The following is a 22,230-nucleotide window of genomic DNA, read 5'->3' as shown; positions in this document are numbered from 1 at the left end:
CGACGCTGCGCTCAAAGGCAATGCCTGTTGCTATTCCGGCAAAGTCCAACGCTGCGCGCCCGCACCGGAGGCTCCGAGCTCGTCCGACGGATTCTGCAGCGTGCACGACTTCAGGCTCAAGCAGCCGCAGCCGATGCACCCGTCCAGGTCATTGCGAAGGTGCTGGAGGGCTGCGATGCGCTGGTCCAGTTCCTCGCGCCACCGCTGGGAGAGCCTGGCCCAGTCGCGTTTGGTGGGTGTCCGGCCGTCAGGCAGGGAATCCAGCGCCTCGCGGATGTCCTTCAGGGGCAGGCCCACCCGTTGGGAGGTCTTGATGAACGCGACCCGCCGCAGCGTTTCGCGGCGGTAGCGCCGTTGGTTGCCGGCCGTCCGGTCTGCTTCGATGAGCCCGTTCCGCTCGTAAAAATGAAGGGCCGACGCCGACACTCCACTTCGCTCGGACAACTCACCGATAGTGAGGGGCCGGTGCGTTGTGGCTTGTTGCATGGTTTCGCTTTCTTGGCGGGGCGGTGGATTGACCTCAACATTAGTTGAGGTTCTAGGCTGGCGTCCATGACCTCTGACACCTCAACGGCCGGGATACTGCGCCGCCCATACCTGCTGGCCACCGTGGGGGCGTGCGCACTCGTGTTCCTGAGCGCGTTCGAGTCCCTCGCGGTGACCACCATCATGCCGCTCGTCAGCCGCGACCTGGACGGAGCCAGCCTGTACGCGCTGGCCTTCGCAGGCCCGCTTGCTACGGGCGTGATGGGCATGGTGGCCGCGGGTAACTGGTCGGATCGTCGTGGTCCGGCGGCGCCGCTGTACACCTCCGTAGCATTGTTCGTGGCTGGCCTGTTGATCGCCGGAATGGCCGGAACCATGGAAATGCTGGTGCTCGGACGCTTGGTCCAGGGGCTTGGTGGCGGCGCAATGACCGTGGCCCTCTACGTCCTGGTGGCCCGCGTATACCCGCCTGTACTGCACCCTAAAATCTTTGCCGCCTTCGCCGCCTCCTGGGTGGTACCGTCCCTGATTGGTCCCTTTGCCGCGGGTGTGGTGGCCCAGCTCAGCAGTTGGCACTGGGTGTTCCTCGGGGTTGTGGGGCTGGTTGTCCCGGCATTGCTGATGGTGGTGCCGGCCGTGCGCGGGATGGATACGCGGCCTCCCGAGGAGCCTGTCCCCTGGGCCTTCGGCCGGATGGGGTGGGCGGCGCTCGCAGCCGCCGCCGTCCTCGGACTGAACCTGTCCGCAGAGGTTCCGGGCGTGGGTGGGGCGATTGCCGTCGTCGCTCTTGTCCTTGCTCTGGTGGCTGTCCGCCCGTTGGTTCCGCGGGGGACCCTCACTGCCCGGCGCGGCCTGCCCAGTGTGATCCTGGTGCGCGGTTTGGCATCGGCGGCGTTCTTCGGGGCCGAGGTGTATTTGCCGTATTTGCTGACTGAGCGCTACGCGTTCACCCCCACCTTCGCCGGGCTGACGCTGACTGGTGCCGCGTTGGTATGGGCCGGGGCGTCGGCCATTCAGGGGCGGCTCGGTGCCCGGCTGGCGGATGCCCTCGCCGCCAAGATCGGAGCTCTCTTGGTACTGATAGCCATCATTTCGACACTGGTGACTGCGGCGTTTGCCCTGCCCGCGGCTGTGGCCATTGCCGGGTGGATCCTGGCCGGTGGCGGCATGGGGCTGATGTACCCGCGGCTCTCGGTGATGACGTTGGCACTGTCCACAGAGGAAAACCAGGGCTTCAACAGCGCAGCCATGTCCATCTCCGATTCGCTCGGTGGCGCACTGTCACTGGCTGCAACCGGGCTCGTGTTCGCAGCCCTTACTGCCAGCCCGTTCGCTGCTGTTTTCGCGCTGACGGCCGTGATCGCCGTCGTCGGGGTAGTCATCGCACCCAGGGTTGCCGCCCGCTCCGCAGCACCCGTGCCTCGTGACGCCGAACCGGAGCTCACTCGCCACTCCTGACCCGTTGTGAGGCCCGCTCTGCGTGCATTGGCGGCCTGGAGGGGCGTAAAGCGGGCCCCGCAACGGGAGGGCGTGTGTTGTGAGGCCTGCTCTGCATGGTTTGGGGGCCGTGAGCCATGCAAAGCGGGCCTCGCAACGCGGGGGGCGTGTGTTGTGAGGCCTGCTCTGCGCACTATGCGAGCCGTGAAGGGTGCAAAGCGGGCCTCGCAACGGGAGGGTATGTGTTGTGAGGCCTACTCTGCGCACTATGCGAGCCCGGAAGGGTGCAAAGCGGGCCCCGCAACGCGAGCCTGAACAGCCCCGATGCGGGCCCGCCGTGGAATCACTGCTAAGCTAGGAACACTTGATGTGCGGTGACGCCCTGAAGCAGGTGGCCTGAAAGGCTGCGCGGCGGGGCATTTTTCATGTGAGAGGCACATCCTGCGTCGATGAACGCGTTCTATTTGGTCCCGGCCACCGCTGTTGAAGCGAATCGGTAGACCACCTGACTTTTCCTCGGCGAACCCCTGGCCCAACCGGCGTCGGGGGCCGATGTCCGCACCTGGACACCGCCCGAAAGACATGAAGTTTATGACTACTTTTGCTGCCCTTGGCACGCCCAAGCCCATTGCTGAATCCCTCGCCGCAGATGGCATCGAAGAGGCATTCCCCATCCAGGTCAAGACCCTCCCGGATACGCTCGCAGGCCGCGACGTCCTGGGCCGTGGCCGCACCGGTTCCGGTAAGACCATTGCCTTCGCCATCCCGCTCGTGGCCCGCTTGGCCGAGCGCGAAGCAAAGCACTTCCGCAAGCCCGGCCGCCCCATGGGCCTCGTCCTTGCACCGACCCGCGAACTGGCAACCCAGATCAACGCCACCATTGAGCCGCTGGCCAAGGCCATGGGCCTGAACACCACGGTCATCTACGGCGGCATCTCCCAGGCACGCCAGGAAAAGGCGCTGCGCGCCGGCGTCGACATCGTCATCGCCTGCCCGGGCCGCCTCGAAGACCTGATCCGCCAGCGCATCCTGACCCTCGAAGCTGTTGAGGTCACCGTGCTGGACGAGGCAGACCACATGGCTGACCTCGGCTTCCTCCCGGTAGTCAAGAAGCTCATGGACATGACCCCCACCCAGGGTCAGCGCCTGCTCTTCTCCGCGACGTTGGACAACGGTGTTGACAAGCTGGTCAACCGTTACCTCTCCAACCCGCTGACGCACTCCGTGGACGATCCCCAGGCCGCTGTCACCACCATGGAACACCACGTCCTGGTGGTCAACGATCAGACCGTCAAGAAGCAGCTCATTGTTGAACTGGCCTCCGGCGCCGGCCGCCGCGTCCTCTTCATGCGGACCAAGCACCACGCCCGCAAGCTCGCAAAGACCCTCACGGATGCCGGCATCCCCGCCGTCGACCTTCACGGCAACCTGTCGCAGAACGCCCGCGACCGTAACCTTGCCGAGTTCTCCAACGGTGACGTCCGCGTCCTGGTGGCCACCGACGTCGCAGCCCGCGGCGTGCACGTTGACGACGTCGAACTCGTCATCCACGTGGACCCGCCCACAGAGCACAAGGCTTACCTGCACCGCTCCGGCCGTACGGCCCGCGCCGGTTCCGATGGCACTGTGGTCACTCTGACGCTCCCCGAGCAGCAGAGCGACGTCAAGAAGCTCATGAAGGCTGCCGGCGTTGACGTTAGCTTCGAGCGCGTCACGGCGAACTCACCGCTGGTTTCCAAGCTCGTGGGCGACATCGCTGACAAGGTTGATCCCCGCACCCGTGCGGCCCTCCTTGCTGCGAAAACCCAGCAGGGTGGGGGCACCTCCACCGGCGCCAACGCCCAGCGCAAGCGCGCACGCCGCTCCACGCAGGCGGCTCCCACCGCTGGTGGCCGCGGCGGTCGCAACGGTCGCGGCAAGGTTGGGGCTGAGCCGGTTCGTACGGACACCAACCGTGCAGATCGTCGCGCAGCAATGAACGACGACGTCGCACGCAGCCCCCGCGGTCGCGGCAAGGCCGGCGCTACTCACCGCAATGACGTTCCCGGCTCGCAGGGCCAGAACGGCCGCAGCGGACGTCCGGCTACCGGACAGCGCTCAGCTTCGGCTCCGCGCACGGCATCCACCACGAGCACCCGTACCGGCGGAAACAAGGCCGTTTGGTCTTCCGCAACGGGCGCTACGTCCGGCGGATCCTACGGTTCAGGTGCTTCCGGCAACTCCGGTCGCGGTGGCTCGGGCGCAGGTCGTCCGGCACGCAGCGGCCCGCGTCGTGCATCGGCTCCCGCGTCCAACGAGCGTCGCGGCCGCTAAGTCTCGCGTTGTGAGGCCCGCTCTGCGCTCTATTCCTTGGGTTTAGGACGCAGAGCAGGCCCCACAAGTTAAGGCCGCCGCGTTGTGAGGCCCGCTCTGCGCGCTATTCCTTGGGTTTAGGACGCAGAGCAGGCCCCACAAGTTACCAGCCTCGGGCGCGCCACTCCTCAAGGTGTGGCCGCTCGGCACCCAGTGTCGTGGGCAATCCATGGCCCGGATGAACCAGGGTTTCGTCCGGATAAGCGTCGAACAGTCGCTCCTGCACGTCGTTCAACAGAGAAGTGAAGCGTGCGGAATCGTTCTGTGTGTTGCCGACGCCACCCGGAAACAACGAGTCGCCACTGAAAATGTGGGCCGGCCCGTCCGGATCCTGGTACACGAAAGCGATCGAGCCCGGGGTGTGTCCACGCAGGTGGACCGCCGTGAGCTCAACATCGTCAAACCGCTCAACGTCGCCGTGACCAAGGCGGACATCCACCGGAACCGGCAACGCATCGGCGTCGTCTGCTCCAGCTGAGGTGCTTGCGCTGGTGACGGCGACCAACTCAGGCAGCGCACGGACGTGGTCCCAGTGCTGGTGGGTGGTGGCAATCCTGGCCAGTTTGGGCTGCGCGGCCGTGTCAGCGGCACTGTCCATCAGAAGCTGCTGAATGGCAGGGAGGTCGTCGGCGGCATCGATCAGCACCTGCGTACCCGTGGACTTGGAAGTCAACAGATACACGTTGTTGTTCATCTCGCTGACAGAAATGCGGCGGATAGTGACGTCACGCAGTGAGTGAATAAGTGAATCCATTCGTTCAGCCTACGTTCTTGGCTTCGCGGCCCTGTGACACCCAGTTGGGGTCGGCGGATCGTGAACCCACGACGGCGGCCGCTGCTTGGTCGAGTACCTCAAGATGTGCTGTCCCCAGTTGCAGGGACAGTGCCCCCAGGTTCTCGTCGATCCGGTGCGTCTTGCGCGTGCCGGGGATGGGAACCACCGAAATCCCGAGGCGCTGACCTTGGGTGAACAGCCAAGCCAGGGCTACCTGGGCCGGAGTTGCATCCAGCCCGCTGGCTACCTCGCGAACCGCGGCCACGACGGCCTGGTTCGCATCAAGTGCCTCATCACCAAAACGGGGGATCTTATGGCGGAAGTCATTCTCCCCAAGGTCGCTCGCGCTAACGGTTCCCGTAAGGAAACCGCGGCCAAGCGGCGAATAAGGCACGAACCCAACGCCAAGTTCCTTGGCTGCAGGAACAACGTTGAGCTCAACATCCCTGCTCCAGATTGACCATTCACTCTGGACCGCGGCAATGGGATGGACGGCGTTGGCCTGCCTGAGCTCCTCGGCTGTCACTTCAGACAAACCGAGGTGCCGGACCTTGCCCTCACGGACCAGCTCCGCCATGGCCTCCACGGTTTCCACTATCGGAACGCGGAGGTCACGGCGGTGCATGTAGTAGAGGTCAATCACGTCAGTGCCCAGACGGCGGAGGCTCGCTTCCGCCGCCTGCCTGATGTAAGGCGCATCCCCGCGGACTCCCGTGTACCCGTCCGCGGGGTTGCCCTCAATTCCAAACTTTGTGGCCACCTGGATCTCGTCGCGGCGCTCCTTCAAGAGCCTGCCTACGAGTTCCTCGTTGCTGCCCGCGCCGTAAACATCTGCGGTGTCGATGAACGTAATGCCGGCGTCCACCGCGTGCCGCAGCGTTTTGAGCCCTTCATCAGGCTCGATTCCGCCGTACACCGGGGTCAGGGCCATTCCGCCGAAGCCGAGTTGGCTTGCAGTGAGGCCATCGCCGAGTTGAACTGCCGTCATGAACTTCTCCAATACGCGTAGGTGTTCCAGAGTGCCCTTTGATGGCGTGAACCCGGCTACGGGCGCGGGTATTCCTGCTGGGGTCCGACCCTGCGCACCTCCTTGCCGGCCATTTCGGGGGTTCCCTGCTAGAAGTGCCGGGCGCACGGCACATTTCGCAGGGAACCATCGAAATGGAGGGCCCGGGCTAGAGAGGGCATGCGGCAGAAGGCATGCGGCAGCGGGGGCATGCGGGGGAAGGAACGCGGGGGAGTGCTTGCTACTCGGCCTTGGCTACAGGCTTCTCCGCGGGCAAGGCCTTCAGCCCGGCAGCACAGCCCACGATTCCCGCGATGAACAGGAGCTTCAACGGACTCGCGGTTTCCACACCTGTGATCATGGCCCAACCGACGGTCAAGGCAGCTCCGATACCAACCCACACCGCGTAGGCAGTGCCGAGGGGGATTCGTTTCACGGCGATACCCAGGCCGAGCATGCTCAGCACGGCGGTGATGGTAAAAACCACAGTGGGCATGAGCTGCGTAAATCCGTTGGACAAGCCCAGAGCCGTTGCCCATACGGCTTCCAGCAGCGCTGAAGCCAGGAGGATGATCCAGTAGAGGCCGTTGCCGGTGCTCTTGATGTTTCCAGTGTTCTTAGTCATGGCTATGCCACCACCTTCAGGCCAATGACACATGCGCCGATGCCCGCAAGCAAAAGCAGCCGGGCCGTCGTCGCACGTTCAACTTTGGTAACCATGGCGTACGTGGCTGTCAGTACCACGCCGACACCAACCCACACTGCGTAGGCCGTGCCGGTGGGAATGGATTGCATCGCAATAGCGAGTCCGGCCATGCTGGCCACGACAGATACGAGGAAGACAACTGTGGGGACGGGTTTACGGAAGCCCTTGGAGCGATGGAGAGCTGCTGCCCAGACGGCTTCGAGTGCCCCGGAAAGAATGAGAATTAACCACGACATGACATTTTCCTTTGGCCAGTCTTGTCGCATGCCGGGTACTGAACCGTCGTCCGGAGGTTCCAGAGGGGAACCTTCATTTCAGGCTAGCAATTCCCCTGCGGGGTGGCCACCTCTGGTGGTTAACGTCACCAGCTCAGGCGTGCGACGGGTCCTCATGATCGATCGAGATGACTGCCACGAAACCCCGGCCTGAGATTTCAGGGCTGCGGGTATCCGAGCCAACCACGGCGTCGTATCGGGAGAGCTCGACTGGTTCACTGACGCTGGGTGCCCCGCCGTCGTCGTCGGACTTTCCCTCCACAGCGATGTGTTCCTCCACAGCCGCGCCGGGCGCCACCGTGGCCTTACCTTCAAGCAGGACGGCCAGCTGGCCCTCGAAGACCGGGTGCGCGCGTTTCTTGGAGATCTCCACAATGGAGGTGTAGCCCTTGAAAGCACCTTCGCGTGCGATGACGTTCAAATCCCGGATGTCGCCGGTCGGAAGGGTGGCCGAGGATGCAGCCTCGCCCGAGAAACGGTACGGACGGTACTTCTCCAACGGATGCTCCGAGCCGTCCACCGTGAGGAGCAGTAGTTCGCCGTCGATGATGGTGATGACCCGCTCCATGCCCGGAAACACAGAAAATTCCCCAGCCTTGGAAACGTCCGCGATGCTGACGCGCCAATCCCAGGTGCCATCCTGTGCGGAGGCGGCCTTCGGATGGCTGGCGAGTTCGCGCGTCACCCCGCCCCCGTTGCGCCAAGGTTCGGGACGGACGTCGGCAAAGCGGATAATCTCCATTCGACCAGCCTAGTGGTGGACGCCGCTTCTGCGTTGGCAATGCGGCTTGATAACGTCATATGTGGAAAACGTTCTGATGACGGCTGGAGGCACGGGAATGTTCGTCAAAGTGTGCGGTTTGAGCACGCCCGAATCCGTGCGTGAAGCGGTGGACTCCGGTGCGGACGCGGTTGGTTTCGTTCTCACGGGCAGCCCCCGCGAAGTCAGCTCGGATCAGGTGCGCATTTTGCTGCCGCTGGTGCCGGAAGGTGTTCATGCTGTGGGTGTTTTCCGGCACGAGGACGCCGCTGATGCGGTGGCGACGGCACGCGCCGCCGGCCTCGACTGGGTGCAACTGCACGGTCACCGGACAGCCGACGACGTTACAACGGTGCACGACGCCGGGATGCGCCTCATCCGGGCCGTCACCATGAGTGCCTCGCAGGATGAGTTCGCTGATCTGGGCGAGGACATTTTCTTGATCGATGCCGCTGTTCCCGGCTCAGGGGAGTCGTGGGACTACGCCTCCGTGCGCGCAAAAGAGCTCGATGGGCGCGAGTGGCTCCTTGCCGGCGGTCTCGAATCCGGAAACGTAGCTTTCGCCGCCGCAGCAGCCGGCGCATGGGGAGTGGACGTGTCTTCCGGCGTCGAGGAATCCCGCGGTGTGAAGGACCTGGCCAAGATCCGCGCTTTCGTCGAAGCAGCCAAGGCCTGACGCTCTCTCACTTCTCGTTGGCTTTTCGCGGACGTTCTCGCACTTCCCGTTGGCTTTTCGCTGACGCTCTCGCAGTTCCCGTTCTTCCTGGTGGTGATGTGAGAAGGATCGGTGGAAACCCGCGATTTAGTGAGAGAGGATCGGTGGAAACCCGCGATTTAGTGAGAGAGGGTCTGCCTGTCGCGGGCACCCCCTAGACTCACTTCCAAGAGCACGATTAACCTCGAAACTTCGAACCCACGGAAGCCAGGAGTCACGCAATGAGCACCGAACACCACACCTTGACCATGAGCCGCGAATTCGATGCTCCGCGCGAGAAGGTTTTTGAAGCCTGGATGGAGCCGGACAAACTCACCCAGTGGTTCGGGCCCGTGGAAGTGGAGGCTCCCCGCGATCAGATCATCGTTGAGCCCCGGGTTGGCGGCGTTTGGCAGGTAGTCATGGTGTGGTCGGATGAGGACGGCGAGCAATCGGCGCCCATCGAGGCCACCATCACCGAGCTCAACAGTCCGGCTCTCTTGGTGGCGCAGGCCAAAGCTGCTCCCGACGCTGATCACGAGTACGAGGAAATGCACCTCGAATTCGAGGACCTCAACGGACGCACCCGGATGAATCTCACTCAGGGGCCGTTTGCGTCCGAGGAGTGGGTAGAGATGACCCGCGACGGCTGGGGTACCTCGTTCGACAAGTTGGACGGCGTCCTGGCCGGCTGAGTCGATGCCCTGTGGCGTGACACAGGAGTACGCGCACCACTGGGCGCCGCTGGAAGTCAGGGAAGATTCAGGGCAGACCCCTAGGCTTTTTGTCGGGCCTGCAGGGGAGAATGAAGACTATGAAAACGCTCCTTAACATCATCTGGCTTGTCTTCGGTGGGTTCTGGCTGGCCTTGGGTTACTTCGCGGCAGGCATCATTTGCTGCGTGCTCATCGTCACTATCCCGTGGGGCATCGCTTCGTTCCGGATCGGTGCTTACTGCCTGTGGCCCTTCGGCCAAATGGTGGTTGAGAAGCCGGGCGGTTCCGGGGTGTTTGCGCTCTTGGGCAACGTGATTTGGCTTCTGGTTGCAGGTATCTGGATTGCGATCGGTCACGTGGTCACGGCAGTTGCCATGGCCATCACCATCATCGGAATCCCGCTAGCCATCGCCAACCTGAAACTGATCCCGGTATCGCTGATGCCCCTCGGTAAGCAGATTGTGCCCACCAGCCAGCCGTTCGTCAGCACTTACCGCTAAGCAGCACTTACCGCTAAGACGCAACCACTGCGCCGGTGAGTAGGTCGAACCGGAAGGTGCGCTCCGAACGCACCCTTCCGGCGTCGGTCTCTGCCGTGAAAGTGAGGTCCAGCGTTTTCCGGGCCAGATCGGTCTCCGTGATGGTGTACGTCGGGGTGAAGTACAGCGCGTGTTCGCCGGGTTGCAGGTCCGTTGGCGGGAAATTGTCGGGGTTGTTGTGCGGTCCGAGAAGCACGACGCCGGCAGCCGGCTCGGTGCCGCGGTTGCTGATGCGTCCGGTGAAAGCCAAGATGTCCCCGGCCTTGTAGCCAGCGATGATGGGGCCGTAGTTGAGGTCTTGGGCTTCGCGGGTGCCAAGGACCTGGTTACCGGCGTAGCCTTGGCCGATTTCCTTCCAGGTCTGCACATCCCATTCGCCGTCGCTGTTGGCCGGAATCACGTGGTAGTCACCCGCGTTTTGCCATTCCGCGGGCCTGCCCGGAGTGATGGACCGCAGCTCCATGTCGAAGACGAGCCCCGCAGTGTCCGAAGAGTCCTGAACCGCTGCAGCTCGGTGAAGCTGCCCCGTCAGTTGCCGGGCAGGGATCGACGCGAACACGATCTCGCGGTAGCCGTGCCGCTCGTACAGCACCCCGATGTTTCCATTTGGCAGCCGCGTAACCGTCGAGTAAGCGGAACTGTCCTCGCACAGCAACAGCTTGGCCGGCCAGGTGGCGCCGTTGTCGGGGGAGAGGCTCAGGACCGTGTTCCGACGAAGATGAGGGTCCTGATTGTTGCTGGCGATCAGCCACTTGGAGGTCGCAGGTGTCGCGTAGGGATCAACGCTGGGAAGGCCGTCGAAGCGCGCCACGGAGCCGTTGTCACTGGGGTCGGGTAGTTCCGGGATGGCCTGCAGCGGGCTCCATGTTTGACCGCCGTCCTCGGACACAGCAGACAACCTGCACGGCGTTGCCCGCGAATGCAGGAGCAGCCGGCCATCGTCCAAGCACACAACCTTGTTTTCGTTGGGCCCAATGCCGCCGGGACCGGTTCCGATCATGTCTCCGAGGGACCAGGTCCCGCCGTGGTCGTCGCTGTATGCGGACGCAGCCATGATGGCTCCGTCTGCCAACAGCACATACTGTTGCACCAGCCGGCCTGCAAAAGGGCCGGTGTGTATCTGGATTCCCTGACCAGCCGCGGCGAACAGTCCAGTGACGGCACCGTGCTTGAGCTGTCCGGTGAGCCGGCGGTGTTGCCAGGTGTCGCCGTCGTCGTCTGAGAAGCTGACGTCCGCATGCTGCACCTCGTCCTCGGGCTCCAAGCCGGTGACGGCTTCGAAGAAGCCCGCATGCGTGCCTGCGGCGTGGAACATGAAAATCCGCCCGGTTTCCGTGTCAACCAGCAAGCTTGGATCGCCGAAGCCGTGGAGCCCCGAGCCCGTGCGCACAAGCTGCTGAGGCTCCCAGGTAACTCCGTTGTCGTAGCTGCGACGCAGGAGAAGATCTATGGGATTGGGGAGGTCGTCCAAGTTGGGTCGGCCGTCGTAGGCAGCCAGCACAGTTCCCCGAGTACTGATGGCGAGGGCCGGGATGCGGTACTGGCGGTAGCCGCCCACGCCGCGGACGGCCAGGACGTGCTCGACGTCGGGTACAGCCAGCGGGAGTTTGGGGGAATCCAGGAGGTAGGAGGTCACACCTCCATGGTAGCCCCGGCTGCAAAGACCACCAGAAACGTTGACGAGTAATCTTGGCGGGTGACCACCAAAGCCCAGCCCAGCGCCCAGCACCGAGCCGAAGCACTCAAGGAGCGGGTCTATGTGACCTTCACCGGGCTGGCGGTTGTCCTCGCCCTGCAGTCGCACGCGGAGACACTCACTCCAGGGGAAGCCGCTTCGACGCTGGCCATCACAGTGGTGGGAACATTGCTGGCGGTGTTCGTGGCCGACTTCGTCTCGCACCTGGCCGTGCATGCGAAGACCCCCAGCCGTTCTGAGCTGGCGCATATGGCGCGGACCAGCTTCGGCGCCTTCGGGGCGATTGTTCTCCCATTGATCTTTATCGCGGTGGCCGCCATGGGCCGGTGGAGCGTCGAAACCTCATTGCGCGCATCAACGGTCGCCCTGATTACTGCCCTGGTCCTCATCGGCTATCTGGCGGTTCGCCGGGTGAAGATGTCTTGGTGGAAGAAGGTGATTGTGCTCGGTGCGGAGTTCCTCCTGGGCTTGGCGGTGGTAGGACTGGAACTCCTCGCGCACGGCTGAAGCGCGGAACTCGCGCGGGGCGTCGAGCGAACCGCTCACCCGAGTTCGCCGGTGAGGTTCCGTCGCGCGGCCGTCAACCAGAGTGCCTTGGCGCGTTCGCTGTGGAACAGGGGATCCAGCCTCAGGAGGTCACGTACGACGGCGGCGCGCCCCTTCGCGAAGTCATCGTCGCTGACGTGGGCGTAGTCTTCGCGGACGGCGGCAAGGTAGCGGGCATAGGACTGCTGGTCGCTGCCGAGCACCGAGAGGTCTGCGTCGCACAACATTGCACCCGCGTAGTCGCCTGTCTTTGGACTGTGTGTGGCGGTGAGTCGGACCAAGCGTGCCACCTCGGCCACCTCGTGCGGAGCCAAACCAGTGGACGTTAGCCGGTCCTCTGCCAAGCGTGCGGACTCTTCTTCGTCCTGCCCTGCGACCCCTTCATAGACGGCATCGTGGAACCACGCTGCCAGCAAGACGGTCCGGGCAGGCTGGTCCGGTTGGGCCAGTACATCCAAGGCCTCAAGGACTGCCAGGAGATGTGTCCGGCTGTGGTAATTCCTGCGGTCCTCTCCCCAGCGTTCCAGCAACTCAAGGCCCAGCTCCTCGTGGCCGGGATAGGTGCTGTTCCATCGTTCCATTAAAGGTATTGTCAAGGCCTTGCTCCGTTCACGAGCGGGGATGCGGAGTCCGCTGGCTATGAGTTTGCGGACCAGGATGCGGGCCTCCACAGGGATGGCGCCCGCGGATACGAGGTCGTCGTATCGTCGTTCGGGGACGTCGTAGTGGTCTCCGTCGAAGGCTCGTTCGGGAACGCCGGCGGAGGCTGCGAACGAGTGCAGCTCTTCCAGCGACGTGTCCGAAACCAGGTGTGAAAAAACGGTTCCATGCGCTGGCCACAAGGGCGGATCCACGTAGATGGCCATGGCCAAAGTGTAGTCCCGGACGATCCTTCCCAGTTGCCGGCCATCGGGACGTCTACCGCCGTGCTACCGTCCCGGAAGTACAGGCTTCACTGCCCGCGCTGATCACGGCAACTGGGAAGGAGTGCAGGAAACTCAGCGCTCGGCCGGCAGGATGTTCTGGTTGCCGCGGAACACGTTGTCGGGGTCGAACTCGCCCTTCACCAAGGACAGCCGGCGGTAGTTCTGTTCGCCGTAGGCCGCCATGATCCGGTCTTGACCCTCGTCACCAATGAAGTTCAGCCATACGCCGCCCGTGGTGTGGGGAGCGATGTCCTGCCGGAACTGTTTGACCCAAGCCTTGGCTTCCTGCCCGCCCTCACGGGTCTCGGACAGGCCGAACGGGTGGCTGACCCACGAGGCTCCGCGGTGTTGCAATGGTGTGTTCGCGGCAGCCGGTCCGCCCACGGCTCCGCCCCAACGAGCCACCAGCTGCTGCGAGTGCGGGCCTGGAAGGCGCTGTGCCGAGTCCACCAGGAGGTCCAGGGCAGCATCGGACAGTTCGTCGTGGTAGTCGGCGCTCCAGTAGTTGTAGAGGTCCGGAGGGTCATCGATCATGCATTGGAAGTCCGCGTATCCCATGGGTGAAACCAGGTCCACCGAGGGGCCGAGGTCCTTGAACGGCTTTGCATGCTCCTCGCCGGCCTCAAGATCGCCCGCGTAGATGTATGCCATCCCGACGGCGAGCTTGCCCACCATCTCTTCGGGGACGAACTCTTCCGGCGGGGCGGTGAGGTACACCAGTGCTGTCCCCACGGCGTCGGGTGCCTCCAAAGCAATCTGCCTGTAGGCGCGCGACAGATCCGGTGCGTCGTCCCCGGGGAACAGCATGAGGCCGGCCACCACCGAAGGTCCGAGGTCGTGGAGTTGGAACGTCAAGGACGTAGCTACGCCAAAGTTTCCGCCGCCTCCGTGGAGGGCCCAGAACAGCTCCGGATTCTCGTCCCTGCTGGCGGTCACGCGATCGCCGGAGGCTGTGACGAGGTCTACCGAGAGCAGGTTGTCGCACGCGAATCCGTATGAGCGCTCCAGCCATCCGGAACCACCGCCAAGTGTGAAGCCCGAGACTCCCGTGGTAGAGGCGCGTCCGCCCGTCACGGCCAGCCCGTATTGCTGGGTTGCGCGGTCGAACTCGCCCCATGTGAGTCCGGCGCCGGCCGTGGCGGTCTTGGAATCGGGGTCCACGCTGATGGACTTCATGGGGCGGACGTCGATGACCAATCCGTTGTCGTTGGTAGACATGCCGGCCACCGAGTGCCCGCCCGAGCGCACGGCAACATCCAGATTGTGGTTGTGCGCATAGCGCAGCGCCTCGGCAACCTCGCCGGGATCTGAGCATTTGGCGATGACAGCCGGCCTGCGGTCGATCATCGCGTTGAAGAGTTTTCGGGCGTCGTCGTAGTCCGGGCTGTCCGGCCGAATCCATTCCATGGGACGTTCCTTTGAATATGAAACTCTCCCCTAGAACAGGGTACGGCGGCCGGTCCCCGTGGACCATGGGTAACGCAAAGAAGTACGACGACGGCGCGCACCACTTTCCGCCATGCGCACCAGAGGTTACGGGAGCGTCGGGCGGCATCGGGCGCGCCAAGAATGCAAAAGGGTGCGGGCGACGGAAAAGGGTGCAGCCAACGGGCGGCCCGCTGTCCGCGGTCATCTTTTGTTTGCGGATCAACAGGTGCCTCAGATCCGCAAATACGGCACTATGATGCATTTATGCCGCACATACGAATTTCCGAAGCCGCGCGTTTCCTAGGTGTCAGCGACGACACCGTGAGGCGCTGGACGGAAAATGGAACTCTCACTGCGCTCAAGGACTCAGCCGGGCGGCTCGCGGTGGATGGACTGGAACTGGCCACCCTTGCCCGCGGGCAGTCCCATCTCCCTGATGATCCCTCCCGCGCGGCAAGCTCAGCACGAAACCGCTTCGTGGGCCTGGTCACCGGCATCACCGCGGACAAGGTGATGGCCCAGGTTGAGCTTCAATGTGGCCCGTTCCGCGTGGTGTCGCTGATGAGCAGCGAAGCCGTCCGCGAGCTCGGCCTTGAACTTGGCTCGGTGGCCACGGCCGTGGTGAAGGCCACCACAGTCATCATCGAAACACCGCAGGGAAAGAGCGTCATATGAGCATCCTCCGCAAGCCTCTTGCCGCACTAATGGTTGCAGGTGCGGTCGCGGCAAGCTTGGCGGCCTGCGCCTCGGGCACCACACGTCCGTCCACAGGCTCGGACAACCCGGGGTCGTCCATGTCCGGGGAGATTACGGTGTTTGCTGCGGCATCCCTGAAAACCACCTTCACCCAGTTGGCCAAGGACTTCGAAGTTCAGCACCCGGGCACCAAAGTGACTCTCAGCTTTGCGGGCTCCTCAGATCTGGTCACGCAGATTACCCAAGGCGCTCCCGCGGATATTTTCGCTTCGGCCGATACCAGGAACATGAACAAGCTCGCCGACCAGGACCTCGTGGACGGCACCGCAACCAACTTCGCCACCAACGTCCTGGAGATCGCCGTCCCGGCCGTCAATCCGGCGTCGATCTCTTCTTTTGCGGACCTTGCCAAGCCTGGCGTCAAAGTGGTGACCTGCGCCAGCCAGGTTCCCTGCGGCGCTGCAACGGAGGCCGTTGAAAAGGCCGCGGGAACTGCGCTGCAGCCGGTGAGCGAGGAATCGTCAGTGACCGATGTCCTTGGCAAAGTCACCTCGGGCGAGGCTGACGCAGGCTTGGTGTATGTCACAGACGTCAGGAGCGCCGGCGACAAGGTCAAGGGCATAGCATTCCCGGAATCGGACAAGGCCGTCAACACTTACCCGATTGCCACGGTTGGCACTAGTAAGAACAAGGAACTCGCAGCCGCCTTCATCGCAAACATCACCAGTGAAGCAGGCAAGAAGGTCCTCAGGGATGCCGGCTTCGGAACGCCGTAGCGGAGGCCACGGGGAATGATCAGGCATAGCGGCTACCACGGCGTCCCGCGCTGGATTTATGTGGTCGCGGCCGGGGGCGGACTTTTGATGGTGCTTCCCTTGGCGGCGATGGTGTTGCGGGTGAACTGGCCACAGTTCATCCCGCTCATTACCTCCGAGTCCTCGCTGGCCGCGCTTGGCCTGAGCCTGCGGACCTCGGCAGCCAGCACCGTTCTGTGCATCGTGCTGGGTGTACCTTTGGCGTTGGTCCTGGCGCGTGGCGATTTTCCGGGCCAGCGGTTACTGAGGGCGTTCGTCCTCTTGCCGCTGGTACTGCCACCGGTGGTGGGGGGCATTGCGCTCCTGTACACCTTCGGCCGGCAGGGTCTCCTCGGCAAATCCCTGGAGCTGGTGGGAATCCAGATCGCGTTCACTACTACCGCAGTTGTTCTGGCTCAGACGTTCGTGGCCTTGCCGTTCCTTGTGGTGAGCCTGGAAGGCGCGCTCCGTTCAGCTGGAAGTAAGTACGAGGCCGTCGCGGCTACCTTGGGCGCACGGCCCACCACCGTTCTTCGTCGGGTTACGCTGCCGCTGGTTTTGCCCGGGCTTGCGTCCGGAGCAGTGTTGTCATTCGCTCGCAGTTTGGGCGAGTTCGGCGCTACCTTGACCTTCGCCGGCAGCCTCGAAGGGATTACCCGCACCTTGCCGTTGGAAATCTACTTGCAGCGCGAGACCGACGCCGATGCCGCCGTCGCACTTTCCTTGGTGCTGGTGGCGGTGGCAGTGGCGGTGGTTGGGCTGAGCTACGGTCGCCGCCGCAGCGCCCAGCCCGCGGAGGTTCGGCCATGAGCTTCGAGCTGCAGGCCAGCATGCCTGGCAGGAACTTCCACATGTCCTTCAGCCTCCGCGAGGGCGAGACGGTGGCCGTCCTGGGACCCAACGGCGCGGGCAAGTCGACGCTGCTGGGGGTCATTGCCGGATTGCTGCGGCCGGACACCGGTTCGGCACGCATCGGGGATAGGGAGCTCTTCAGGCTCGACGGCGGAACCCGCCTGTGGAGCCCGCCGCACCTTCGCGGGACTGCGCTTTTGGCCCAGGAAGCGTTGCTGTTTCCGCATTTGACCGCCCTGGACAACGTGGCTTTTGGGCCGCGCAGCTCCGGCATTTCGAAGGCAGCGGCCAGGGAAACTGCGCGCCACTGGCTTGCTGAGGTGGACGCCCTCCCGTTGGCTGACCGCAAGCCTGCCCAGCTGTCTGGTGGGCAGGCTCAGCGGGTGGCGGTTGCCCGGGCCTTGGCCGCCGATCCCGAACTCCTGCTGCTTGACGAACCGATGGCCGCGCTGGACATCCATGCTGCCCCGTTGCTGCGCCGTGTGCTCAAGCGGGTCCTCAGGGATCGCAAGGCCATTGTTGTCACGCACGATGTCCTGGACGCCTACATGCTGGCCGACCGCGTGGTGGTGGTGGAGGGTGGCTGCATCACCGAAGAAGGGCCCACGCGCCAAGTGCTTGAACGGCCACGAAGCCACTTCGCCGCCGGACTCGCAGGGCTGAACCTCGTCACCGGGATCATCACCGAGGAAGGAATCACGACGCCGGATGGCCGGGTTTTCGCTGGCCAGCACGATCCTGACTGGTTACCTCTGCCCGGCCAGGCAGGCGTGGCCGCGTTCCCGCCGTCGAGTGTTTCCGTCTTTTTGGGTGAGGTGCACGGAAGCCCGCGCAACTCTTTTCCCGTGGTCATCTCTGACCTTGAACCGCATGGTGATCAGATCCGGGTTCGCGCGAGGACCGGAGATCCCGTCCCGGCTTTGTCCGCCGACATCACTCCGGCAGCGTCCGCTGACCTGGGCCTTGCGCCGGGCATGGAGGTGCGGTTCGTGGTGAAGTCCGCGCTGGTGTCCGTCTACCCGGCCTAAGCCCAAGGATTATTCCCGGTACATCCTCTCGGCGTAGGACGGCCCGTAGTAGGTCTCGAGCTCTTCCAAGGGAGTTTCGGGCTGGGTGTAAGTCTTTGCGAGCGCCGCGATGCTCGGCAGGCCGTCGGCATCCCAGGTTTCGGGCTGCCACAGGCCACTGCGCATGAACGCCTTGCCGCAGTGCGTGAACACTTCCTCCACCGAAACTACGACGGCGGCGCGCGGCCGGTGCCCTTTGACCACCATGAGATCGAAGAAGTCGGCATCGCGGACAATCTGTGCGGTCCCGTTGATCCGGAGGGTGTCGGTGCGGCCCGGGACGACGGAAAGGATGCCGACGTTCGGGTTCTCAAGGATGTTGTGGAAGCCGAACACCAGCTTGTTGCCGGGCCGCTCCGGGATGGCGATGGTGTGCTCGTCCAGGACCTGAATGAAGCCCGCGGGATCGCCCTTGGGTGAGGCGTCCACGCGACCCTGCGCGTCCGTCGTCGAGATCACGCAGAAGGGGCTGGCTGCCAGCCATTGGCGGTCGAAATCGCTGAGGACTGTGCGCACCTTTTGGCGCACGCGATCGAGAGGCAATCCGATGAGTTCTTCAAGTTCGGCCGCGGTTGAAATGGTCTCCATGGCCCCAGCCTACCCACACGATTCCCGCGGACTCTGGACACTGGTTTCGCCGTGGGCAAACATGGAACACAGTGGGCCAAAATTAAAGTTGAGCGTAGTAGACTCAACTTTGAAAGTATTGGTTCAACTCCAGAAAGGGAGCACTCTTTGGACGTCAAATTCACCACCAAAAGCCAGGAGGCCCTTTCTGCGGCCGCCATGAACGCCTCGACTGCGGGCAACCCGCAGCTCGAGCCCGCCCACCTGCTGAAGGCCCTCATGGACCAGCGCGAGGGCGTCGCTGTGGCACTGCTGCGTGCTACCGGTGCAGACCCTGATGCAGTGAGCGTACAGGCCAGCTCGGCCATCAAAGCGCTTCCCTCCTCCTCGGGTAGTTCGGTCCAGCAGGCGCAGTTGTCCCGCCAGTCCATGCAGGCCATCCAGGCGGCCCAAGCCGAGGCCGACAAACTCGGTGACTCCTTCGTGTCCACCGAGCACTTACTGCTGGGGCTCTCGGCCGGAAGCGACGCCGTCGGGAAGTTAATGCGCGACGCCGGTGCCTCCCATGAGGCGCTGCTCGCCGCCCTGCCGGGTGTCCGGGGCGACAGGAATGTGAACTCGCCCGATCCGGAGAACACCTTCCAGGCCTTGGAGAAGTTCGGCACGGACCTCACTGCTGTGGCCCGTTCCGGCAAGCTGGATCCCGTCATCGGGCGTGACAGCGAGATCCGACGCGTCGTCCAGGTCTTGAGCCGCCGCACCAAGAACAACCCCGTGCTGATTGGTGAGCCGGGCGTTGGCAAGACGGCCGTCGTCGAAGGACTAGCCCAGCGCATGGTGGCCGGAGACGTGCCGGAAAGCCTGCGTGGCAAGACCCTCATCGCCTTGGACCTCGCCTCCATGGTGGCCGGCGCCAAATACCGTGGCGAGTTCGAGGAACGACTCAAGGCTGTCCTTGAGGAAATCAAGAACTCCAACGGTCAGATCGTCACGTTCATTGATGAGATCCACACGGTGGTGGGGGCTGGCGCCACAGGTGAGAGCGCCATGGATGCCGGCAACATGCTCAAGCCCATGCTGGCCCGCGGTGAGCTGCGCCTCATCGGTGCCACTACTTTGGACGAGTACCGCGAGAACATCGAGAAGGACCCTGCGCTGGAGCGCCGCTTCCAGCAGGTCTATGTTGGCGAGCCCAGTGTTGAGGACACCATCGGTATCCTCCGCGGCCTGAAGGAACGCTACGAGGCACACCACAAGGTAGCTATTGCTGACTCCGCCCTTGTGGCCGCGGCGACTCTGTCCAACCGGTACATCTCCGGCCGCCAGCTTCCGGACAAAGCAATTGACCTCGTTGATGAGGCCGCGTCCAGGCTCCGCATGGAGATTGACTCCGCGCCGGAAGAAATCGACCAACTCCGCCGTGCCGTGGACCGTTTGACCATGGAAGAGCTGGCCCTCCAAGGTGAGACGGACCCTGCCTCGGTGGAACGGTTGGCAGCGCTCCGTGCGGACAAGGCCGATAAGAACGAAGAACTGAGTGCCTTGAACGCGCGCTGGGAAGCCGAGAAAGCCGGGCTCAACCGGGTTGGCGATCTCAAAGCGAAGATCGACGAACTGCGTTCTGTCGCAGATAAGGCCCAACGCGAGGGCGACCTCGAGTCGGCGTCGCGGATCCTTTATGGCGAGCTGCCCGCCTTGGAGCGGGAGCTGAGCGCCGCTGCTGAGGAGGAGTCGGCACGGAGCGATTCAAAACCGGAACTGATGGTTGCCGAGGACGTGACGGCGGACGACATCGCTGAAGTCATTTCGGCGTGGACCGGGATCCCGGCCGGTCGCATGCTCCAAGGTGAGTCGCAGAAACTGCTGCACATGGAAGAGGAACTCGGCAAGCGGCTCATCGGACAGACCAAAGCCGTCCAAGCTGTGTCCGACGCCGTGCGCCGTGCCCGTGCCGGCATCAGCGACCCCAACCGTCCCACAGGTTCTTTCCTGTTCCTTGGGCCCACCGGTGTGGGTAAGACCGAGCTGGCCAAGGCACTCGCGGACTTCCTCTTTGACGACGAACGCGCCATGATCCGGATCGACATGTCCGAGTACAGCGAGAAGCACTCGGTGGCCCGCCTGGTGGGTGCCCCTCCGGGATATGTCGGCTACGAGGAGGGTGGCCAGCTGACCGAGGCTGTCCGCCGCAGGCCGTACTCCGTAGTGCTGCTGGACGAGGTGGAAAAGGCCCACCCGGAGGTCTTCGACATCCTCCTGCAGGTTCTCGACGACGGACGCCTCACCGACGGCCAAGGCCGCACCGTGGACTTCCGCAACACCATCCTGGTGCTGACGTCCAACTCCGGCAGCCAGTTCCTCGTGGACCCGACCATGGATGCCAAAGCAAAGCGTGAGGCTGTCATGGCGGTAGTGCAGGCATCGTTCAAGCCCGAGTTCCTGAACCGCCTGGACGAGATCGTGCTGTTTGATCCGCTGTCCGTGGAGGAACTGGCCCGGATTGTGGAACTGCATGTGGCCGAGTTGGGCAACCGGCTCCGTGAGCGCCGCCTCAGCCTTGAAGTCTCCGACGGCGCACGGGCGTGGCTGGCCATGTCCGGCTTCGATCCCGCCTACGGTGCACGCCCACTGCGCAGGCTGGTTCAACGGGAGATCGGCGACCGCCTCGCCAAGGAGATCCTTGCAGGCGAAATCAGCGACGGCGACACCGTGCTGGTGGACACAGCCGCTGACCTGAACGAACTCACCGTTGAAGGCTTTGAAGCGCTGACAGGTCCCGACGGCGGCACTCCCGCCGGTACGGGCCTCACGGTCCGCAGGAAGCAGGGATAGCGGGCTACTTCTTGAGGAGATCTTCCTTGATGGTGTTGCCTGAATCCACCACGATGAAGCAATCAACGCGGCGGTCGCCCCGATCCCAACTAGTGGTGCTCGGGTAGACGTTCTGCTGGAGCAGTACGTAGTTGTCGGCCGCCTCGTTGAGCTTCACGTCTTTGCAAACCTCGCGTCCCTTGTCCCTCAGGGCGTTGGTTCCCGGGAAGGACTCATCAGCCGCATAGCTAAAGACGGCACCCAGTTGGGCGGAGTGCTCCGTGTCGCAGGCAACGGTTCTGGCCTTTGAAGAGTTGGCATCAAAGTCTGAGAAGCAGTCGCCCACTTGGAAGTCCTTGGCCTCCGCGTCGCGGGGGAGCGGCCCGGCTGTGGGGGCCGCGCTGGGCGTAGACACGGCCGCTTCAGGGCGCGTCCCCAGCAGGTTCAGCAAAACCCAGATGACAACACCAATAAGTATGAGAACGCCCACGACGATCCCGCCGATCACCAAACGTTGACGCTTGATGGGGTCTCCGTGAGGTTCCGGCTGACCATCCGGGGCCGGCCATTGTTGTCCTGGATAAGGTTGCTCGCTGGTGTACGGCTGTTGGCCTGAATAGGACGGCTGTGCGTACGGCTGCTGGCCCTGGTAAGGCTGTGAGCCCGGCTGCTGGCCCTGGTAAGGCTGTGAGCCCGCGTAAATGGGTGCGGCGCCGTCTTTGCCTGAGTCTGCATCCGCGGGTGGCAGCGCGGGGTCGGGCTGCTCTGCCGGGTTGGGCACAAAATCCGGGTCAAGCTCAGGGGCGGGATCCGGTTGAAGGCCTGACGGCGGCGCCCAAGGAGCTGCTGGCGGTTGTTGGCCTGGTGACGGCGGCGTTTGGGGCGCGGAAGGTACTCCATCCTCGCCTTGATCGCGTGGTGAACCATCGCGGGGTGAAGTGTTGTCCTGGCTCATATTCCGGGGTGTGCCTTCCTGCTGTGGAGCCGCATTGAGGCCGACTCTACCCAATTTTCGCCTCTCTTGGAGGTGCATCGGCGTGGTTTCGACTGTAGTCGGCCCGGGCGCGGGCTCCCGGTGGCGCGCAGGCACCCTCGAAAGCA

Annotated in this window: 22 protein-coding genes and 1 riboswitch; of the genes, 11 read left to right on the top strand and 11 right to left on the bottom strand. The window is 63.8% G+C overall.

Annotated features, from left to right (window positions below; genetic code table 11):
* Positions 1–30: 30 nt before the first annotated feature.
* Entirely contained in the window at positions 31–486 is a 456-nt protein-coding gene (gene soxR, locus LDN70_RS17925; RefSeq protein WP_142937869.1) for a redox-sensitive transcriptional activator SoxR, read from the bottom strand.
* A gap of 66 nt (positions 487–552) precedes the next feature.
* Here soxR and LDN70_RS17920 point away from each other — a divergent pair, with 66 nt between their 5' ends.
* The gene (locus tag LDN70_RS17920) at positions 553–1,944 is read left to right on the top strand and encodes an MFS transporter (protein WP_223940990.1); all 1,392 of its coding nucleotides are present in this window, start codon (positions 553–555) and stop codon (positions 1,942–1,944) included.
* A 570-nt stretch (positions 1,945–2,514) separates the two neighbouring features.
* Positions 2,515–4,236, top strand: a complete 1,722-nt coding sequence (locus LDN70_RS17915; RefSeq protein WP_223940989.1) for a DEAD/DEAH box helicase — start codon at positions 2,515–2,517, stop codon at positions 4,234–4,236.
* 142 nt (positions 4,237–4,378) lie between these two features.
* On the opposite strand, the gene LDN70_RS17910 is transcribed toward LDN70_RS17915, so the two are convergent.
* From LDN70_RS17910 to LDN70_RS17890, 5 genes are all read right to left on the bottom strand, one after another.
* Positions 4,379–5,029: an MBL fold metallo-hydrolase gene (locus LDN70_RS17910; protein ID WP_223940988.1), complete on the bottom strand. Its 651-nt coding sequence runs from the start codon at positions 5,027–5,029 to the stop codon at positions 4,379–4,381.
* Between the two features lie 4 nt (positions 5,030–5,033).
* Complete coding sequence (locus LDN70_RS17905; protein WP_166842272.1) at positions 5,034–6,038, bottom strand: aldo/keto reductase; 1,005 nt, start codon at positions 6,036–6,038, stop codon at positions 5,034–5,036.
* Positions 6,039–6,297: 259 nt separating this feature from the next.
* The gene (locus LDN70_RS17900) at positions 6,298–6,681 is read right to left on the bottom strand and encodes a DMT family transporter (RefSeq protein WP_223940987.1); all 384 of its coding nucleotides are present in this window, start codon (positions 6,679–6,681) and stop codon (positions 6,298–6,300) included.
* Positions 6,682–6,683: 2 nt separating this feature from the next.
* Entirely contained in the window at positions 6,684–6,998 is a 315-nt protein-coding gene (locus tag LDN70_RS17895) for a DMT family transporter (protein ID WP_024818198.1), read from the bottom strand.
* Positions 6,999–7,008: 10 nt separating this feature from the next.
* Positions 7,009–7,074: riboswitch (guanidine-III (ykkC-III) riboswitch) on the bottom strand.
* 57 nt (positions 7,075–7,131) lie between these two features.
* Positions 7,132–7,779, bottom strand: coding sequence for a HutD/Ves family protein (locus LDN70_RS17890; RefSeq protein ID WP_223940986.1), 648 nt, complete (start codon positions 7,777–7,779; stop codon positions 7,132–7,134).
* A 97-nt stretch (positions 7,780–7,876) separates the two neighbouring features.
* Between LDN70_RS17890 and LDN70_RS17885 the strand changes: the two genes are divergently transcribed.
* The 3 genes from LDN70_RS17885 to LDN70_RS17875 all read left to right on the top strand — a co-directional run bounded on the left by LDN70_RS17885 (position 7,877) and on the right by LDN70_RS17875 (position 9,707).
* The gene (locus LDN70_RS17885; RefSeq protein ID WP_223942682.1) at positions 7,877–8,473 is read left to right on the top strand and encodes a phosphoribosylanthranilate isomerase; all 597 of its coding nucleotides are present in this window, start codon (positions 7,877–7,879) and stop codon (positions 8,471–8,473) included.
* Between the two features lie 260 nt (positions 8,474–8,733).
* Complete coding sequence (locus tag LDN70_RS17880; protein ID WP_223940985.1) at positions 8,734–9,186, top strand: SRPBCC family protein; 453 nt, start codon at positions 8,734–8,736, stop codon at positions 9,184–9,186.
* A gap of 119 nt (positions 9,187–9,305) precedes the next feature.
* Positions 9,306–9,707: a YccF domain-containing protein gene (locus tag LDN70_RS17875; RefSeq protein WP_062068115.1), complete on the top strand. Its 402-nt coding sequence runs from the start codon at positions 9,306–9,308 to the stop codon at positions 9,705–9,707.
* A 13-nt stretch (positions 9,708–9,720) separates the two neighbouring features.
* On the opposite strand, the gene LDN70_RS17870 is transcribed toward LDN70_RS17875, so the two are convergent.
* Positions 9,721–11,382 (bottom strand): sialidase family protein, encoded by a 1,662-nt coding sequence (locus LDN70_RS17870; protein WP_223940984.1) that lies wholly within the window; start codon positions 11,380–11,382, stop codon positions 9,721–9,723.
* A gap of 60 nt (positions 11,383–11,442) precedes the next feature.
* Between LDN70_RS17870 and LDN70_RS17865 the strand changes: the two genes are divergently transcribed.
* The gene (locus LDN70_RS17865) at positions 11,443–11,949 is read left to right on the top strand and encodes a hypothetical protein (protein ID WP_142937879.1); all 507 of its coding nucleotides are present in this window, start codon (positions 11,443–11,445) and stop codon (positions 11,947–11,949) included.
* A 35-nt stretch (positions 11,950–11,984) separates the two neighbouring features.
* Here LDN70_RS17865 and LDN70_RS17860 read toward each other — a convergent pair whose 3' ends face one another.
* Entirely contained in the window at positions 11,985–12,854 is an 870-nt protein-coding gene (locus LDN70_RS17860) for a DUF4031 domain-containing protein (RefSeq protein ID WP_223940983.1), read from the bottom strand.
* 132 nt (positions 12,855–12,986) lie between these two features.
* Entirely contained in the window at positions 12,987–14,321 is a 1,335-nt protein-coding gene (locus tag LDN70_RS17855) for an FAD-binding oxidoreductase (RefSeq protein ID WP_223940982.1), read from the bottom strand.
* 285 nt (positions 14,322–14,606) lie between these two features.
* Here LDN70_RS17855 and LDN70_RS17850 point away from each other — a divergent pair, with 285 nt between their 5' ends.
* Genes LDN70_RS17850 through LDN70_RS17835 form a run of 4 tightly spaced genes read left to right on the top strand, consistent with a single transcriptional unit; the run spans position 14,607 to position 17,712 of the window.
* Positions 14,607–15,017 (top strand): TOBE domain-containing protein, encoded by a 411-nt coding sequence (locus LDN70_RS17850; protein ID WP_142937882.1) that lies wholly within the window; start codon positions 14,607–14,609, stop codon positions 15,015–15,017.
* Positions 15,014–15,814, top strand: coding sequence for a molybdate ABC transporter substrate-binding protein (gene modA / locus LDN70_RS17845; protein ID WP_223940981.1), 801 nt, complete (start codon positions 15,014–15,016; stop codon positions 15,812–15,814). Before LDN70_RS17850 ends, modA begins: the two co-directional genes overlap by 4 nt.
* Before the next feature lie 15 nt (positions 15,815–15,829).
* Positions 15,830–16,642 (top strand): ABC transporter permease, encoded by an 813-nt coding sequence (locus tag LDN70_RS17840; protein ID WP_223940980.1) that lies wholly within the window; start codon positions 15,830–15,832, stop codon positions 16,640–16,642.
* Complete coding sequence (locus tag LDN70_RS17835; protein ID WP_223940979.1) at positions 16,639–17,712, top strand: sulfate/molybdate ABC transporter ATP-binding protein; 1,074 nt, start codon at positions 16,639–16,641, stop codon at positions 17,710–17,712. The genes LDN70_RS17840 and LDN70_RS17835 overlap by 4 nt, the downstream gene beginning before the upstream one ends.
* Before the next feature lie 9 nt (positions 17,713–17,721).
* On the opposite strand, the gene LDN70_RS17830 is transcribed toward LDN70_RS17835, so the two are convergent.
* Positions 17,722–18,339 (bottom strand): pyridoxamine 5'-phosphate oxidase family protein, encoded by a 618-nt coding sequence (locus tag LDN70_RS17830; protein WP_223940978.1) that lies wholly within the window; start codon positions 18,337–18,339, stop codon positions 17,722–17,724.
* Positions 18,340–18,486: 147 nt separating this feature from the next.
* On the opposite strand from LDN70_RS17830, the gene clpB reads away from it, so the two are divergent.
* Positions 18,487–21,150, top strand: coding sequence for an ATP-dependent chaperone ClpB (clpB, locus tag LDN70_RS17825; protein ID WP_166842299.1), 2,664 nt, complete (start codon positions 18,487–18,489; stop codon positions 21,148–21,150).
* 4 nt (positions 21,151–21,154) lie between these two features.
* Here clpB and LDN70_RS17820 read toward each other — a convergent pair whose 3' ends face one another.
* Positions 21,155–22,084 (bottom strand): septum formation family protein, encoded by a 930-nt coding sequence (locus LDN70_RS17820; protein WP_223940977.1) that lies wholly within the window; start codon positions 22,082–22,084, stop codon positions 21,155–21,157.
* Positions 22,085–22,230 lie beyond the last annotated feature (146 nt).

The organism is Arthrobacter sp. StoSoilB22 (genome assembly GCF_019977315.1).
Lineage (GTDB): Bacteria > Actinomycetota > Actinomycetes > Actinomycetales > Micrococcaceae > Arthrobacter.
This window is presented reverse-complemented; position numbering and strand designations above follow the sequence as displayed.